The organism is Bradyrhizobium sp. (genome assembly GCF_049581145.1).
In the GTDB taxonomy this organism is placed as follows: domain Bacteria; phylum Pseudomonadota; class Alphaproteobacteria; order Rhizobiales; family Xanthobacteraceae; genus Bradyrhizobium.
Window position 1 is genome coordinate 1 of sequence record NZ_JBAURI010000246.1, and the last position, 14,806, is coordinate 14,806.

General features: G+C 63.8%; 19 protein-coding genes and 1 other RNA gene. 10 read left to right on the plus strand and 10 right to left on the minus strand.

Features of this window, described 5'->3' with window-relative positions:
* A partial coding sequence (locus tag WCB02_RS08265; protein WP_423957413.1) for a tRNA (adenosine(37)-N6)-dimethylallyltransferase occupies positions 1-458 on the minus strand: 458 nt, incomplete at its 3' end.
* Between the two features lie 52 nt (positions 459-510).
* Here WCB02_RS08265 and serB point away from each other — a divergent pair.
* Positions 511-1,422: a phosphoserine phosphatase SerB gene (serB, locus tag WCB02_RS08270; RefSeq protein WP_423957415.1), complete on the plus strand. Its 912-nt coding sequence runs from the start codon at positions 511-513 to the stop codon at positions 1,420-1,422.
* 336 nt (positions 1,423-1,758) lie between these two features.
* Here the strand turns inward: serB and WCB02_RS08275 are convergent, their stop codons facing one another.
* From WCB02_RS08275 to hflK, 4 genes are all read right to left on the minus strand, one after another.
* Positions 1,759-3,252, minus strand: coding sequence for a Do family serine endopeptidase (locus tag WCB02_RS08275; protein ID WP_423957417.1), 1,494 nt, complete (start codon positions 3,250-3,252; stop codon positions 1,759-1,761).
* Between the two features lie 305 nt (positions 3,253-3,557).
* Positions 3,558-3,764, minus strand: coding sequence for a DUF2065 domain-containing protein (locus tag WCB02_RS08280; protein WP_423957419.1), 207 nt, complete (start codon positions 3,762-3,764; stop codon positions 3,558-3,560).
* 140 nt (positions 3,765-3,904) lie between these two features.
* Entirely contained in the window at positions 3,905-4,861 is a 957-nt protein-coding gene (gene hflC, locus WCB02_RS08285) for a protease modulator HflC (protein ID WP_423957421.1), read from the minus strand.
* Positions 4,858-6,003 carry an FtsH protease activity modulator HflK gene (gene hflK / locus WCB02_RS08290; RefSeq protein WP_423957423.1) on the minus strand — a complete coding sequence of 382 codons (1,146 nt, stop codon included), beginning with the start codon at positions 6,001-6,003 and terminating at the stop codon, positions 4,858-4,860. The genes hflC and hflK overlap by 4 nt, the downstream gene beginning before the upstream one ends.
* Positions 6,004-6,185: 182 nt before the next feature.
* On the opposite strand from hflK, the gene WCB02_RS08295 reads away from it, so the two are divergent.
* On the plus strand, positions 6,186-6,308 hold the full coding sequence (locus WCB02_RS08295) for a hypothetical protein (protein ID WP_423957425.1): 123 nt from the start codon (positions 6,186-6,188) through the stop codon (positions 6,306-6,308).
* Between the two features lie 18 nt (positions 6,309-6,326).
* Here the strand turns inward: WCB02_RS08295 and WCB02_RS08300 are convergent, their stop codons facing one another.
* The 5 genes from WCB02_RS08300 to WCB02_RS08320 all read right to left on the minus strand — a co-directional run bounded on the left by WCB02_RS08300 (position 6,327) and on the right by WCB02_RS08320 (position 9,460).
* On the minus strand, positions 6,327-6,839 hold the full coding sequence (locus WCB02_RS08300; RefSeq protein ID WP_423957426.1) for a dihydrofolate reductase: 513 nt from the start codon (positions 6,837-6,839) through the stop codon (positions 6,327-6,329).
* Positions 6,839-7,324 carry an N-acetyltransferase family protein gene (locus WCB02_RS08305; RefSeq protein ID WP_423957429.1) on the minus strand — a complete coding sequence of 162 codons (486 nt, stop codon included), beginning with the start codon at positions 7,322-7,324 and terminating at the stop codon, positions 6,839-6,841. Before WCB02_RS08305 ends, WCB02_RS08300 begins: the two co-directional genes overlap by 1 nt.
* Before the next feature lie 50 nt (positions 7,325-7,374).
* Positions 7,375-8,169, minus strand: a complete 795-nt coding sequence (locus tag WCB02_RS08310; RefSeq protein ID WP_423957431.1) for a thymidylate synthase — start codon at positions 8,167-8,169, stop codon at positions 7,375-7,377.
* 158 nt (positions 8,170-8,327) lie between these two features.
* Complete coding sequence (locus WCB02_RS08315; protein ID WP_423957433.1) at positions 8,328-8,861, minus strand: chromate transporter; 534 nt, start codon at positions 8,859-8,861, stop codon at positions 8,328-8,330.
* Entirely contained in the window at positions 8,858-9,460 is a 603-nt protein-coding gene (locus WCB02_RS08320; RefSeq protein WP_423957435.1) for a chromate transporter, read from the minus strand. The genes WCB02_RS08315 and WCB02_RS08320 overlap by 4 nt, the downstream gene beginning before the upstream one ends.
* Positions 9,461-9,559: 99 nt before the next feature.
* Between WCB02_RS08320 and ssrA the strand changes: the two genes are divergently transcribed.
* From ssrA to WCB02_RS08360, 8 genes are all read left to right on the plus strand, one after another.
* Positions 9,560-9,922, plus strand: a transfer-messenger RNA (tmRNA) gene (gene ssrA, locus WCB02_RS08325).
* A 200-nt stretch (positions 9,923-10,122) separates the two neighbouring features.
* A complete protein-coding gene (locus tag WCB02_RS08330; protein ID WP_423957437.1) occupies positions 10,123-10,641 on the plus strand; it encodes an SspB family protein in 519 nt (172 codons plus the stop codon).
* Positions 10,642-10,760: 119 nt separating this feature from the next.
* Entirely contained in the window at positions 10,761-12,164 is a 1,404-nt protein-coding gene (gene fumC / locus WCB02_RS08335; RefSeq protein WP_423957439.1) for a class II fumarate hydratase, read from the plus strand.
* A 261-nt stretch (positions 12,165-12,425) separates the two neighbouring features.
* Positions 12,426-12,614, plus strand: a complete 189-nt coding sequence (locus tag WCB02_RS08340) for a DUF4169 family protein (protein ID WP_423957441.1) — start codon at positions 12,426-12,428, stop codon at positions 12,612-12,614.
* A complete protein-coding gene (locus WCB02_RS08345) occupies positions 12,611-12,910 on the plus strand; it encodes a ribbon-helix-helix domain-containing protein (RefSeq protein ID WP_423957444.1) in 300 nt (99 codons plus the stop codon). The genes WCB02_RS08340 and WCB02_RS08345 overlap by 4 nt, the downstream gene beginning before the upstream one ends.
* Positions 12,907-13,158, plus strand: a complete 252-nt coding sequence (locus tag WCB02_RS08350) for a ribbon-helix-helix domain-containing protein (RefSeq protein WP_423957445.1) — start codon at positions 12,907-12,909, stop codon at positions 13,156-13,158. Before WCB02_RS08345 ends, WCB02_RS08350 begins: the two co-directional genes overlap by 4 nt.
* Positions 13,159-13,771: 613 nt before the next feature.
* Positions 13,772-14,047, plus strand: coding sequence for a FeoA family protein (locus WCB02_RS08355; RefSeq protein ID WP_423957447.1), 276 nt, complete (start codon positions 13,772-13,774; stop codon positions 14,045-14,047).
* A gap of 21 nt (positions 14,048-14,068) precedes the next feature.
* Positions 14,069-14,806, plus strand: a 738-nt coding sequence (locus WCB02_RS08360) for a FeoB small GTPase domain-containing protein (RefSeq protein WP_423957448.1), incomplete at its 3' end; no start/stop codon positions are given.

Below are 14,806 nucleotides of genomic sequence, written 5' to 3' on the forward strand. Positions count from 1 at the left end.
ATTTTGCGGGATTGAAGGCCCATGTTGCCGGGATCACCGAGCGCGCGATGCGCGGGGAGATCGCATTCGAGTCGGGCCCGAACCGCGTCGCGGATCGCGGCAGGGATCGGCGGCACCGCGGACAGCCCGCGGGTCAGCGCTTTGAAATAGAGCCCGGTGCCGCCAACGAAGATCGGCAGACGGCCTGCGGCCCGCGTCTCGGCAAACACCGCAGAGGCATCGCCGACCCAGGCGCCGGCCGAGTAATTCACCGACGCGTCGACATGTCCGTAGAGCCGGTGCGGAATGCGGGCCTCTTCCTCGGGCGTCGGCCGCGCGGTGAGGATACGGAGGTCGCGATAGACCTGCATGGAATCAGCATTGATGATTACCCCGCCCGCGGCCTGCGCCAGTTCCAGCGCGAGCGCCGACTTGCCGCTGGCGGTCGGCCCTGCGATAAGCACGGCCTCGCTTTGCATCAACGAAATCACCTCGAATGAACCCCGAATAAGCCGAATCCCGAATAAGCCTATGTCTCTGGTCGCCACGCTGATCTGCAACCCCGCCAACCCTGCGCTCGATTCGACCGTGGTCGACGGAGCGCGCGCCGTGCTGCCCTCGCCGGGTCCTGCGCAATGGCTGTTCAACGAGGTCGCGGTCGATATCCCCTTCGAACAGCCGGGTCCAGCCGAGACGATCGATGTCCACGCCATCGAGGCGCGGCTGCGCGAGGTCCGCGGCGACCTGCCGATCGACATCGTGGTGCAGCCTCGTGCCTTCCGGCGCAAGAAGCTTTTTCTCGCCGACATGGATTCAACCATGATCGGCCAGGAATGCATCGACGAACTCGCCGATTTTGCGGGATTGAAGGCCCATGTTGCCGGGATCACCGAGCGCGCGATGCGCGGGGAGATCGCATTCGAGCCGGCGCTGCGCGCGCGCGTCGCGCTGTTGAAGGACATGTCGGTCGGCGTGGTCGACGAGGTGCTGGCCAAGCGCATCACGCCGACACCGGGCGGCCGCGAACTCGTCATGACCATGCGCACGCATGGCGCCTATACCTGTCTGATCTCGGGCGGCTTCACGCTATTCACCAACGCGATCGCGGCGAGACTCGGCTTTCAGGAAAACCGCGCCAACGAACTCGTGGTCGCCGACGGCAAGTTCACCGGCGAAGTCCGCGAGCCCATCCTCGGCCGCGAGAAGAAGCTCGCGACCCTGATCGAACTCGTCGAAAGCTTCGATCTCGACGACATCGACTCGCTGGTGGTTGGCGACGGCGCCAACGACCTCGGCATGATCCAGCATGCGGGCCTCGGCGTCGCCTATCACGCCAAGCCCGCGGTCTCGGCCGCCGCCGCAGCCCGAATCGACCACGGCGACCTCACCGCGCTGTTATATGCGCAGGGCTATCGGCGCGAGGAGTTTGTCACGGCGGCATGAGGGCGGATTGAAAATCGCCGGTTCGCCGCGTCGATTGTCTTGCCGATGCTGGAGAACGGCTCGTTCGACAACCTTCTGGGCTGGCTCTACGACGCGCAAAATGCGCCGCCTTACGAGGATGTGCCGACGGGACAGGTATTCGCCGGCCTCGATCCGGCGCCACCGCCCAACTGTTACAATGGATCGGCATACCCGCCGGTACACGGCACTGACATGGGGGGCGCCGGACCGAACCCGAACGAACTCTACGCTAGCAGGTACAGGACCACAAACCATCGATCGATCCCGGCGTTTCGGCCGGCACCATGCCCGCAGCGCGGCGTTGACCGCCCTCTCTTACTGCACGCTCAGCGCCACGAAGCGCAGTTCGCCGTCGCCGTTGGAGACGAGCAGCAGCACCGACTTCTTGCCGTCCTTCTTCAACTGGTCGACCCGCTTCTTGATGTCGGCGGCGTTGGAGACCGCCTCCTGCGCCACCTCGACGATGACGTCACCGGCGGACAGCCGCTTATCGGCGGCGTCCGAGGTGCCATCGACACCGGTGATGAGAACGCCCTTGACGCTGTCCTTGATCTTGTACTTGCCGCGCAGGTCCTTGCTCAGTGCGGCGAGATCGAGCCCGAGCGCCTTCTGCGTCACCGGCTTGTCGGCCTGATCGTCCTTGCTCTTCACGGAGGCCGGCTGCGCCTTGTCGTCATCCTCCAGCCGGCCGAGCGTGACCTTGTGGGTCTCCTCCTGGCCCTTGCGGATGACGACGACGTCGACTTCCTTGCCGACGGCGGTGTCGGCCACCACGCGCGACAGATCCTTCGGCTCCTTGATGTCCTTGTCGTCGAACTTGATGACGACGTCGCCGGGCTCGATGCCGGCGGGCTTGGCCGGCCCCTTGTCGTCGACACCGGCGATCAGCGCGCCGCGCGCCGGCTTGATGTTGAGGCTGTCGGCGATTTCGTCGGTGACGGTCTGGATGCGCACGCCGAGCCAGCCGCGACGCAGTTCGCCGAACTGCCGGAGCTGATCGACCACGCTCGCCACCGTCTTCGAGGGCACTGCGAAGCCGATGCCGATCGAGCCGCCGGAGGGCGAGATGATCAGCGTGTTGACGCCGATCACGTCGCCATCGAGGTTGAACAGCGGGCCGCCCGAGTTGCCGCGATTGATCGCCGCGTCGGTCTGGATATAGCTGTCATAGGGACCGGAGGAGATGTCGCGGTTCTTTGCCGAGACGATTCCGGCCGTCACCGTGCCGCCCAGGCTGAAGGGATTGCCGATTGCGATCACCCAGTCGCCCAGCCTGAGCTTGTCGGAATCGCCGAACTTCACCGCGGTCAGCGGCCGCGGCGGCTTGAACTTCAACACGGCCAGATCGGTCTTCTTGTCGACGCCGACGACGTCCGCCTTGATCTTGGTGCCGTCGTTCATGATGATGTTGATCTCGTCGGCGTCGGCGATGACGTGGTTGTTGGTCACGACGATGCCGGACGGATCGATGATGAAGCCCGAGCCGAGCGAGTTGGTCTTGCGCGGCTGGAAATCGGGGCCGCCCTTGCCGCCCCTGTGGTTCTTGAAGAAATCGTCGAAAAACTCCTCGAACGGCGAGCCCGGCGGCAGCTGCGGCATCGTGCCGTGGACGTCGTTCTTGGCCTCGATGGTCTGCGAGGTCGAGATGTTGACCACCGCGTCGATCACCTTCTCGGCGACGTCGGCAATGCCTTCCGGCCCGCGCGCGAATGCCGGCGCCGAGGCGAACGACGAGGCTGCAGCGCCAACACAGATCGCGGCCAGCATGGAGCGCAGGCGATGGCTCGGGGCGAGTGTCGCAGCGGTCATATCAGCTTCTCTCCAAGAAAATATCCGGGCAAAGTACAAAGGCAAAACCCAGAGGCAAACCTAAAAGACGACACCTTGGGCCAACCCACGACAGGACGAAATTCGGCGTCCACACTGCGCCCGAACCGGGTTGCGGCGCAAGGCTTTCTCGCTGTCGGGTTCAACCACCATAAAGGCTGATAATGCGGCAAAAACCCGACGCTAGCCGCTCACGATCGCGTGGATGCAACCGCCCTCGCTGGAGCATGGCCCTCCCGAAAACTCACGACTCGTGGCCCGGAGCGCGTGCCGTTCCACATCAGGCTTCAGATCGGGCGGCGCACCGCCCATATCAGGATCAAACCCACGACCGCCGACCCGATGCCGACCGCGCGCAGGATGTTGTCCGGCGTCGCCAGCGCGCTCTTCATCGCCCGGCGCATCCAGGTTGGACTTGCCGCGAACATCAAGCCTTCGAGCACGAACAGGATTCCCAAACCGATGAGGAAGTCGGCGAAGGCAATGGACCTCATCGTATTGGAACCCCCCGTTTGATCTTGTTGAATCGGCAGTTTTCATTGATTTGACCGGGCGAAGCAAACCCTTTGCTTCGTCCGGTCAACACTCGGTCACGTCAAGCCTTGGTCACGTCAAGGCTTGGCAGGCGGGGCGCTCAAGGCTTCGGCGCCGCTGTCGGAGCCGCAGTCGCAGTCGGCGGCGCGGCGGGCGCTGCCGATGCGGCGTCGGACGACGCGGCTTGCTTGCCTGATGGATTACTGAAGTAACGGAAGAAGTTGGAGTCGGGCCGCAGCAGGAAGCGGGTATCGGCGCTCTTCAACCCGGTCTCGTAGGCGGTCATCGAGCGGTAGAAGGCAAAGAAGTCGGGGTCCTTGCCGTAGGCCTCGGCGAACAGCCGGTTGCGCTCGGCATCGCCGACGCCCCGGATCTGCTCGCTCTGCGAGTTGGCTTCGGCGACGATCACGGTGGCCTCGCGATCGGCATTGGAGCGGATTTCCTGCGCCTTCTGCCCGCCCTGCGCGCGGAACTCGGCGGCCTCGCGCTGCCGCTCGGTCTGCATGCGCTGGTAGACCGCCTGGCTGTTCTGCTCCGGCAGATCGGCGCGGCGGATCCTGACGTCGACCACCTGTATACCGTAACCGCCGGCTTCGGTGTCGAGCTGATCGCGGATCCGCCCCATCAGCGCCTCGCGCTCGTCGCGCACCACCTGGATGAAGGTGACCTCGCCAAGCACGCGCCGCAGCGAGGCATTGAGCAGCGTGGTCAATTGCAGGTTGGCGGCCTGGATGGTGCCGACACTCTGATAGAATTTCAGCGCGTTCTTGATGCGGTAGCGGGCAAACGCATCGACCACCAGACGCTTCTGGTCGGAGGCGATCACTTCCTGCGAGGGATTTTCGAGATCAAGGATGCGCTTGTCGATCGGGATCACGGTATCGATGAAGGGCGCCTTGAAGTGCAGGCCCGGATCGGTGATCGGGGGATATGGCTCGCCGAGCCGCACCACCAGCGCCTGCTCGGTCATGTCCACGGTGAAGACCGAGCTGTAGGCGACGATCGCGACGAAAAACAACAAGATCAGGGCAACGATGCCTGTGACGGGGGATCTCATCGCGTGCCTCCGCTTTGCGGCGCACTCTGGCCGGTGGTCGCGGGCGGACGCTTTGGCGTCAGTTCGTTCAGCGGCAGATAGGGCAGGACACCGGCCTGCCCCGCACCGCCGTCATAGACCAGCTTCTCCGAGCCGCCGAGAACGCGCTCCATGGTTTCGAGGTAGATGCGTTCGCGTGTCACGTCGGGCGCCTTCTTGTATTCCTCATAGACCTTCAGGAAGCGCGCGCTCTGACCGACGGCCTCGGCGACCGCCTGCTGCTTGTAACCTTCGGCCGCCTGGATGATCTGCGCGGCGCGCCCCTTGGCGTCGGGCACCACGCGGTTGGCATAAGTCTGCGCCTCGTTCTGCAGCCGCTCGAGATCGGCGCGCGCCGCCTGCACGTCGCGGAACGAGTCGATCACCTGCGCGGGCGGGTCGACCTTCTGCATCTGAACCTGGGTAACCTGGATTCCCGAGCCGTAATTATCGAGCGTCTTCTGCATCAATTCCTGCACGCTCTGCTCGGTGGTGGTCCGCGCCCCGGTCAGGATCGGCTGAATGTCGGATTTGCCGACGACCTCGCGCATCGCGCTTTCCGCGACCGCCTTCACGGTGCCTTCCGGGTTCTGGATATTGAAGAGATAGTCGGCGACGCCCTTCGGCTTGATGCGCCACAGCACGGTGAAATCGACATCGACGATGTTCTCGTCGCCAGTGAGCATCAGGCTCTCTTCCGGCACGTCGCGCATGGTACGGCCGCGCCGGGTCGGATCGTCGATCAGCGTCATGCCGATGGAGATGGTGTTGACGCGCAGCGCCTTCGGCAGCAGCACGGTCTCGATCGGATAGGGCAGGTGATAGTTCAGCCCGGGCTGCGCATCACCGACATATTTGCCGAAGCGCAGCACGATGCCGAGTTCTTCCGACTGCACGCGGTAGAAGCCGGAAGCGAGCCAGATCGCGATGGCGCCCACCACGATCAGCGCGATGCCGAGGCCGGAGAAATAGCCGCCGGGAAGCAGCTGCTGCAGCCGGTCCTGGCCGCGACGCAGCAAGTCCTCAAGGTCGGGCGGCCTTGGCCCGACCGGTTGCGGGCCGGAGCCCCACGGCCCTCGCGGACCCGAGCCCCATGGGCCACCGCCCTGATTTTTCCACGGCATCGATACTCTCCTTCGCGTGGACCCAAGGCAAAGACGCCGAGCCCCGCACTACCGGCAGGCTTTATAAGGGACGCCCCCGGCCCTTACAACGCACGCTTCCTGGTGCCCCCGCTTGCCTGCGTTCGTCAACCATCACGGTACCCCTGACGGCGCCTCGGAAGCCAGAAGGCACCGGCAATACCATGATTTTGGCGCCGCTTTTCGATCTGACGCTCTTTATTAAGGAAAAGCTGCAGCCGGTGCGGGAGCTCCAAACCGGCGGCACTCGCGCCAGCAGCTATGCCCGAACCATCAATTGTCAATGAAAGGATCGTCGAACGCGGTTAATGCAACTTTCGCCGGCGATAGGTCACATAGGAAAACGCCGCGCCGTCGTCTGGACCGGCCGGATGCGGCAGGCGGGCGGCCTCTTCCCAAACTGCGGTATCGATCGGCGGGAAGTGCGTGTCGCCTTCGGGCCGCGCATGAACTTCGGTCAGCTCGATACGGTCGGCGGTATCGATCCATTGCGCATAGATGTCGGCGCCGCCGATCACGGCAATCTCGGCGACCGAACGCCGCAGCGCATCGCCTGTGGCCACGGCGCGGGCGTCAGCCAGCCGGTTCGTCACCACTGCACCGGGAGCGCGAAAATCGGCATCGCGCGTCAGCACGATGTTGGTACGTCCGGCAAGCGGCCGCTTCAGCGAGGCGAAGGTCTTGCGGCCCATCACCACCGGCCGACCGATCGTCATCGCCTTGAAGCGCTGCATGTCGCTGTTCAGCCGCCAGGGAATTCCGCCCTGCGCACCGATCACGCCGTTATCGGCGGCGGCCGCGATGAGGACGATCTCCATCAGGGTGCCCTCTTCGCGAGCGCCGCCAGCGCCGCGCCATTGACCCGGCACAATGTCCACTCCTCCATCAAGGCCGCGCCAAGCGATTTGTAGAACGCGATCGACGGCTCGTTCCAGTCGAGCACCGACCATTGCAGGCGCGACCAGCCATTGTCGATGCAGGTCTTCGCCAGATGAGACAGCAGCGCCTTGCCGATGCCCTTGCCGCGAAAAGCCGGGCGCACGAACAGATCTTCCAGATAGATGCCGTGCCGGCCGCTGAAGGTGGAAAAATTGAGGAACCAGACGGCGAAGCCCGCAGGCTCGCCGCGCCATGCCGCGATCTCGCAGAACAGCAGCGGATGCTCGCCGAACAGCGCCGCGCTGATCATCGCTTCGGTCGCCTCGACCTCATGGCTGAGTTGTTCGTACTCGGCGAGTTCGCGGATCAGCGACAGGATCAGTCCGATCTGGTCAGGACGCGCGCGCGAGATGGCAAGGGACATTTAAACGCTCACACCGCGACCTTCATACAGCGACCTTCATACAGCGACCTTCATACAGCGACTTGGGCCTTGATGTGCGGATGCGGGTCGTAGCCTTCGAGCACGAAATCCTCATAGCGGAAGGCGAAGATGTCCTTCACCGCGGGATTGATCTTCATCACCGGCAGTGGCCGCGGCGGCCGGGTCAACTGCAGGCGCGCCTGTTCGAGATGGTTCAAGTAAAGGTGCGCGTCGCCGAAACTGTGCACGAAGTCGCCGGCCTGCAATCCCGTGACCTGCGCGACCATCATCGTGAGCAGGGCGTAGGAGGCGATGTTGAAGGGTACGCCAAGGAAGACGTCGGCCGAGCGCTGATAGAGCTGGCAGGACAATTTGCCGTTTGCGACGTAGAACTGGAACAGGCAATGGCACGGCGGCAGCGCCATCCTGTCGATTTCGGCCGGATTCCAGGCCGAGACGATCAGGCGGCGCGAATCCGGGTTACGCCTGATCATGGCGACGACGTCTGCGATCTGATCGATGCGGCGCCCGTCCGGCGCCGGCCAGGATCGCCATTGCGATCCGTAGACCGGGCCGAGATCGCCATTGGCGTCGGCCCATTCGTCCCAGATGGTGACGCCGTTGTCCCGCAGGTACCTGACGTTGGTATCGCCGGCCAGAAACCACAGCAGTTCATGCACGATCGCCTTCAGGGGCAGGCGTTTCGTCGTCAGCATTGGAAACCCGGCCGCGAGATTGAAGCGCATCTGGTGACCGAAGATCGACAGCGTGCCGGTGCCGGTGCGATCACGCTTCTCCGCGCCATCGGCGAGAATCCGTTCGAGCAGGTCGTGATACTGGTTCATGGCAGCGATGGTGCCTTCGAGGGGATGACGTATTTTAGGGGCCGGGCGCCGGGCGACAGCGCCGATTCGGCCTCCGCGCGCAATTATACCCGGAAAAATGAGCATGAGACGAGACGGCGACCAGAGCTGGAACCCGCGGTCCGCCGTTCGTTGCTGGTTCAGATCAGCCCGGCAAGCCCCAGACAGCCGCCCGCGAGCAGAATCCACAGCGGATTGAGCCGGGTCCTGGCGGCAAGCACGGCCGCTGCCAGCGTTGCGAAGATCGCGACCCAGGTCCGGTCGGCGGCCTCCGCGACGACCAGTGCGCTGGCCGCCATCAATCCGATCGATAGCGGCACCAGCGCGGCCTGGATGATGGCGGGCCAGCGCGACTTGCTGGAGCGCGCCAGCACCCGGCTGACACAATAGGCCAGCGCGGCGGTCGGCACGCACATGGCGAGCGTCGCGGCCAGCGCGCCGCCAAGGCCGGCGACGGTGTAGCCGATCAGGGTCACGATCAGGACGTTCGGCCCCGGCGACAACTGCGAGATCGCGTAGACGTCGGCAAATTCCTGATCCGTCATCCAATGCCGGACATCGACGGCGATGCGGTGCATTTCCGGTATGGCGGCATTGGCGCCCCCCACCGCGAACAGCGACATCAGGCCGAAGGTCCAGATCAGGGTCCATACCGGATTTTCGTCCCCGTTCATGCCGAAGCCCGCCGCCGCATCACGAATGCAATGAAGATGCTGATCGGGGCGGCCACCAAGAGAACCAGCTGCAGCGGCAGCCGCATGAGCCCGACGGCCGCGAAGACTGCAACCAGAAGCACAAAGCCCGTCGCATCACGCCTTTTGATCAACGGCATCATCATCTTGAAGACGACCGAGAGCAAAAGTCCGACAGCGCCACAGGAGACGCCGGCCAGAACACGCCGCAAGGCGTCGATATCACCATAGCGGGCATATAACGCCGCCAGAATCGTCATCAGCACCGTGGGCGGCCCGACCAGCCCGGCAAAGGCCGCGATGCCGCCGGGAATGCCGCGAAAGCGTGATCCGAACACGACCGAAAGGTTGACGATGTTCGGGCCGGGCAGGAAATGGCACAGCGCGAAGGTTTCGTTGAACTCGTCGGCGGTCATCCAGCGATGCTGCTCGACGATGCCGCGCCGGGCGAACGCCAGAACCCCGCCGAAGCCGGCCAGCGACATCCGCGCGAACGCGAAAAACAGCGCCACGACGCCGGGCTGGGGCGATGTCGGGAGTTCCGGCGCTGCAAGAGCGGCCGGGGGCGAATCCGGGGGCATGAGGCCATATCTAAAACGGCCGTTCGGCCAAGGCCAACCCAATTTGGCGCGTTGCTGCCCTGCGCCGGAGCTTTGCCGGGAGAAAATGCCCCGATCGAGGGCCTGTCTTTCTCAACCTTTGCGCCCTATATTGGCGTTGCCGGTTCGCCGGCTATGGAAATAAATTGCCGTCGCAATAAACCATTCGGACCCGGGGGCAGTACCCGGCGCCTCCACCCAAGCCCGCCCGTTTGTCCATGGGCGGGTTTCGGCGGGGGCGAAACAGGATCGACGAGGGCGTAAAGGGCGTGTTTTTTCCCGGTATTGTTCCGCCGTTATCGGGCTAATGCAATAGTTGCCAACGACAACTTTGCTCCGGTTGCTCTGGCTGCGTAACGCAGTCCGAAAAACCATCTTGAAGTCCTAACGGGTTAAGCTCCGTTAGGCGGGGTCCGGAGGCACCTGGCAACAGAAGCCTCCACTTCATTTGGTCATTGGCCTGTTTGCGGGCCATTCTGCTGCAGCTTCCACCGACCTTGCCGCGATCGATAACGTGTGCTGACCTCGCGGCCCAGCCGGAGTAGCATGGGACGTCAGGCGCGAGTCGGGCAGCCGGCGTTGCAGCTGGTTGACCGGCAGGCCATGAGGGCCATACCACGAGACCGACCCCGACAGGACTTGCAATGGCGACCGATCATATCCGATACGACGTACTGGCACGCGACGCGCTCCGCGGCGTGCTGCGGCAGGTGTTGAGCGATGCCGCCGCGCACGGCCTGCCCGGCGAGCATCATTTCTTCATCACCTTCGTGTCGTCCGCCGAAGGCGTGAAGCTCTCGCCGCGGCTATTGGCGCAATACCCCGAAGAGATGACGATCATCCTGCAGCATCAGTTCTGGGACCTGGTCGTGACCGACGATCGCTTCGAGGTCGGCCTGTCGTTCGGCGGCATTCCCGAGCGCCTGGTGGTCCCGTTCAGTGCCATCAAGAATTTTTTCGATCCCTCCGTGCAGTTCGGTCTGCAGTTCGAGCCGTCCGAAGGCGCGGCGGAAACGGCAGCGAAAAATCTCCCGGCAACCCCAGCCGCGTCGGCACTTGCCGCTGCTTCAGCAACGCCGCCGGCTGCCGAGACAACCGAGGAACCGCCAAAATCCGGCGACGGCGCCGAAGTCGTGCGGCTGGATCGTTTCCGCAAGAAATAGCTCTCCTGCGGCCACGGTCCGGAAACATGAGCAGAGTGACGCATTTGGACGGCACGCTGCAATCGCAAGGACCCGCGTGAACCGGCACGGACGCGGTTCACCGGACGAGTGGACGTGTCATGGCTGAGACTGACAAGACGAGCCGCACCGAAACCGACAGTTTTGGGCCGATCGAGGTCCCGGCGGACCGTTACTGGGGCGCGCAGACCGAGCGCAGCCGGCAGAATTTTCGCATCGGCCAGGACCGGATGCCGATTGCGATCATCCACGCGCTCGGCATCGTCAAGCTGGCCGCAGCGCTGACCAACCGCGCGCTTGGCCTGCTCGACGAACGGCTGAGCGGCGCCATCGTCCAGGCGGCCCGCGAAGTGATCGACGGCAAGCTCGACGAACATTTCCCGCTGGTCGTCTGGCAGACCGGGTCGGGCACGCAGACCAACATGAACGTCAACGAGGTGATCGCCAATCGCGCCAACGAACTGCTCGGAGCCGCGCTCGGCGCCAAGGCGCCCGTTCATCCCAACGACCATGTCAATTTGAGCCAGTCGTCGAACGACTCGTTCCCGACTGCCATGCATATCGCCGCCGCGACGCGGATCACGTCCGACCTGATCCCGGCTTTGTCCGAGTTGCTGCACGCATTGCGCGAGAAACAGCAGGACTTCGCCAACATCATCAAGATCGGCCGCACCCATACCCAGGACGCGACGCCGCTGACGCTTGGTCAGGAATTTTCCGGCTATGGCGCGCAGGTCGAGAGCGGCATTGCGCGGCTCAGGATGGCGCTCGGCGAGCTCTTCCCCCTGGCGCAGGGCGGTACGGCCGTCGGGACCGGCCTGAATGCGAAAGCGGGATTCGCCGAAGCTTTCGCCAGGCATGTCGCGGCGATCACCGCCCTGCCCTTCACCAGCGCCGCCAACAAATTCGAGGCGCTGGCGTCCCATGACGCCTATGTGTTTGCGCACGGCGCCATCAATTCGGTGGCCACCGGTCTGTTCAAGATCGCCAACGATATCCGCCTGTTGGGATCGGGTCCGCGTTCCGGACTGGGAGAGCTGATCCTGCCCGAGAACGAACCGGGTTCCTCGATCATGCCGGGCAAGGTCAACCCGACGCAGTGCGAGGCCATGACGATGGTCTGCTGCCAGGTGTTCGGCCATCAAACGGCGATCACCGTCGGCGGCAGCCAGGGACATTTCGAACTCAACGTCTACAAGCCGTTGCTGGCTTTTGGGATGATGAACTCCATCCAATTGCTGGCGGATGCGTCCCGCTCCTTCACTGCACATTGCATCAAGGGGATTCGGGCCGACGAACAGCGCATCCGGGAGCAGATGGAACGCTCGTTGATGCTGGTCACCGCACTTGCGCCCAAGATCGGCTACGACAACGCCGCAAAGGTGGCGAAGGCGGCGCATTCCCATGGAACTACATTGAAGGAAGAAGCCGTGCGGCTCGGGTTTGTATCAGCTTCCGAGTTCGATGAGTTCGTGCAGCCGGCCCGAATGATTCACCCTGAATAGTAGCCCCCGGGTTACTACGGGTAGTTACGGTACGCGGATATAGCTATAGAGCTGGAACTCCCGATGGCCGAGACAAACTGAATCGGTGGTGGGGTTAAGAAGATTTTCTGTTTTCGCAGAGCGAAATATTCTTTGATGCTGGCGAGACGATTAGTGAGGACATTATAGAATGACGACCGAGCCGGCGAGCGCGCGTTCCCGTACAGTGCGCCACTCGAGATTTCCTGTCGCAGTTGTTGGTGCGTGTTGATGGGGGTGACTATGGGGGACGTGGTCAACCTGAAGCGCTTCAAGAAGCGTCTCGAGCGCGAGCTGTCCACGAAGCATGCCGAGGCCAACCGTGCGCGGTTCGGCCGAACCAAATCAGAGCGCGCTGCCGACCAGCAACGTGAGGAGCGCGCGAGCACCGTGCTCGACCAGCACAGAATCGACGATGGAGGGGCATCATGAAATCGCCCGTCGTCAAACGTTCGATCGTCGTCGCGGGTCACAAGACCAGCGTCAGCCTCGAAGAGGCGTTCTGGAACGGCATGAAGGAGATCTCCGGACTGCGCAACATGACGTTGTCGGAGCTGGTGGGCGGAATCGACAGCAGCCGCCAGCAGGGCAACCTGTCCTCGGCGATCCGGCTGTTCGTGCTCGATCACTTCAAGACCAGATCAGACCACGCTGCCGACGGCCAACATGAGAAGCGCGCGAGCGCGGTGCTCGACCAGCAGCGGATCGACGACGGAGGGGCATCATGAAATCGCCCGTCGTCAAACGCTCGATCGTGGTTGCGGGTCACAAGACCAGCGTCAGCCTCGAAGAGGCCTTCTGGAACGGCATGAAGGAGATCTCCGGACTCCGCAACATGACCTTGTCTGAGCTGGTGGGCGAGATCGACAGCAACCGCCAGCAGGGCAACCTGTCCTCGGCGATCCGGCTGTTCGTGCTCGATTACTTCAAGAACCGCTCCACCGGCGCCGCGGCCGAGCAAAAGCCGCCAGCCTAAGGCAAGCCTAAGGCACGAACTCCGGCAGGCGCCCGCTTTCGCAAGGAAGCGGGCGCCTTGGATTCCGCGACGCCCGTTGCCGATCGACAAGCCCGGCCCCGGCGGTTGCCGCAGCGCCGCAGCAAGCGCCCGTGCGGGCGGCGAGAAATGGCCTGGTAGTAGACGAGGGCCGTGCCCGGAGGCTGCTCCAGGGCTTCGGTGCCGCAGATCGCAGCGATCAGGCTCGAATGACACATCGCCTAGTCGCAATTGCCCTATTCGATCTGCCACAGCCCATAGCAGTTCCAGGTCAGCACGTGGTTAGGCGGGCGCGAAACAGCTCGCCCGTGGCGTAAACCTGACCGAAAGAAGGATCGTGCGTGGCTCCTCCGTGTTCCAGCGGCGATCCAGCCGCCGGTATGACCCCGTACCAATCCCCGCGGCCTGGCGGCGCTGCCGAACCGGAATGACCCAGCGCCGGTCGAGAATTTGACGCGGCTTGATCGCCGTCAAATGGCGGAGCGTCTCGTGGCCTAATCTTGCTGGCAGCAAGGCTTCTTACAATCGCTCTAAGGTGCGACAGCATGCCGATCACCGCGCTTGACCTGCGAGCCCGCCGTTGAAAATACAGGTGATGACCGAACAAAGCGAAAATCGACTGCATTTGCCGCTCGGAACAGCGCGGCGCGGCTTTTGCGGCGTAATCCAGCATCTGGCCGTCGGCAAAGCGAACTCCGCGCTGCCGGACGTCGAATTGGAAAGCCGTCTGATCGAGCTCGGCTTCGTCGAAGGCGCCACCGTCACGGTGTTGCATGAGGGTATCGTCGGGCGCGATCCGATCGCGGTCCGGGTGGACAATGTCACGATTGCCGTTCGACGGCGCGAGGCCATGGCCATCATCGTCGCCTGAGATGCGCGGACCGCAAAGCCAATGGAAGCTCCTTTAGTGCACCTCGCCCTGGTGGGTACGCCGAACAGCGGCAAGACGTCGCTGTTCAACGCGCTCACGGGCAGCCGGCAGAAGGTCGCGAACTATCCGGGCGTCACGGTCGAACGCAAGGAAGGGTCCTTCGTCACTCCCAGCGGGCGGCAGGTCTCGTTGATCGACCTGCCCGGCACCTATTCGCTGCGTGGCCGCAGCCCGGACGAAGAGATCACGCGCGACACCGTGCTGGGCCGCGCCAAGGGCGAGGCACTGCCCGATCTCGTGCTCTGCGTCGCCGATTCCACGAATCTCAGGCTGACGATCCGCCTGTTGCTCGAGCTCAAGAGCACCGGCCGGCCGTTGGCGCTGGTGCTCAACATGTTCGATATCGCGACCCGTCGCGGCGTCAGCGTCGACGTGCCGCAGCTTTCGGAAGCGCTCGGGGTACCGGTCGTCACCTCGATCGCCGTGCGCAGAGGCGGCACCGCCGACCTGTTGCGCCTGACCGACCAGATCCTGGCTGAGACCCCGTCATCCGACCGGCAAAATCTCTGGCAGCCGCTGTCGGTCGCCGAACTGCGCGCAACCCAGCGCGAGGCCGATCGCATCATCGCCACAACCGTCAGCCTGCCGTCGCGCCCTGACACCTGGACCGCGCGAATCGACGCCGTGGTGCTGCACCCCGTCGGCGGATTGCTGATCCTGCTGCTATTGCTGTTCGTGATGTTCCAGGCGGTCTTCGCC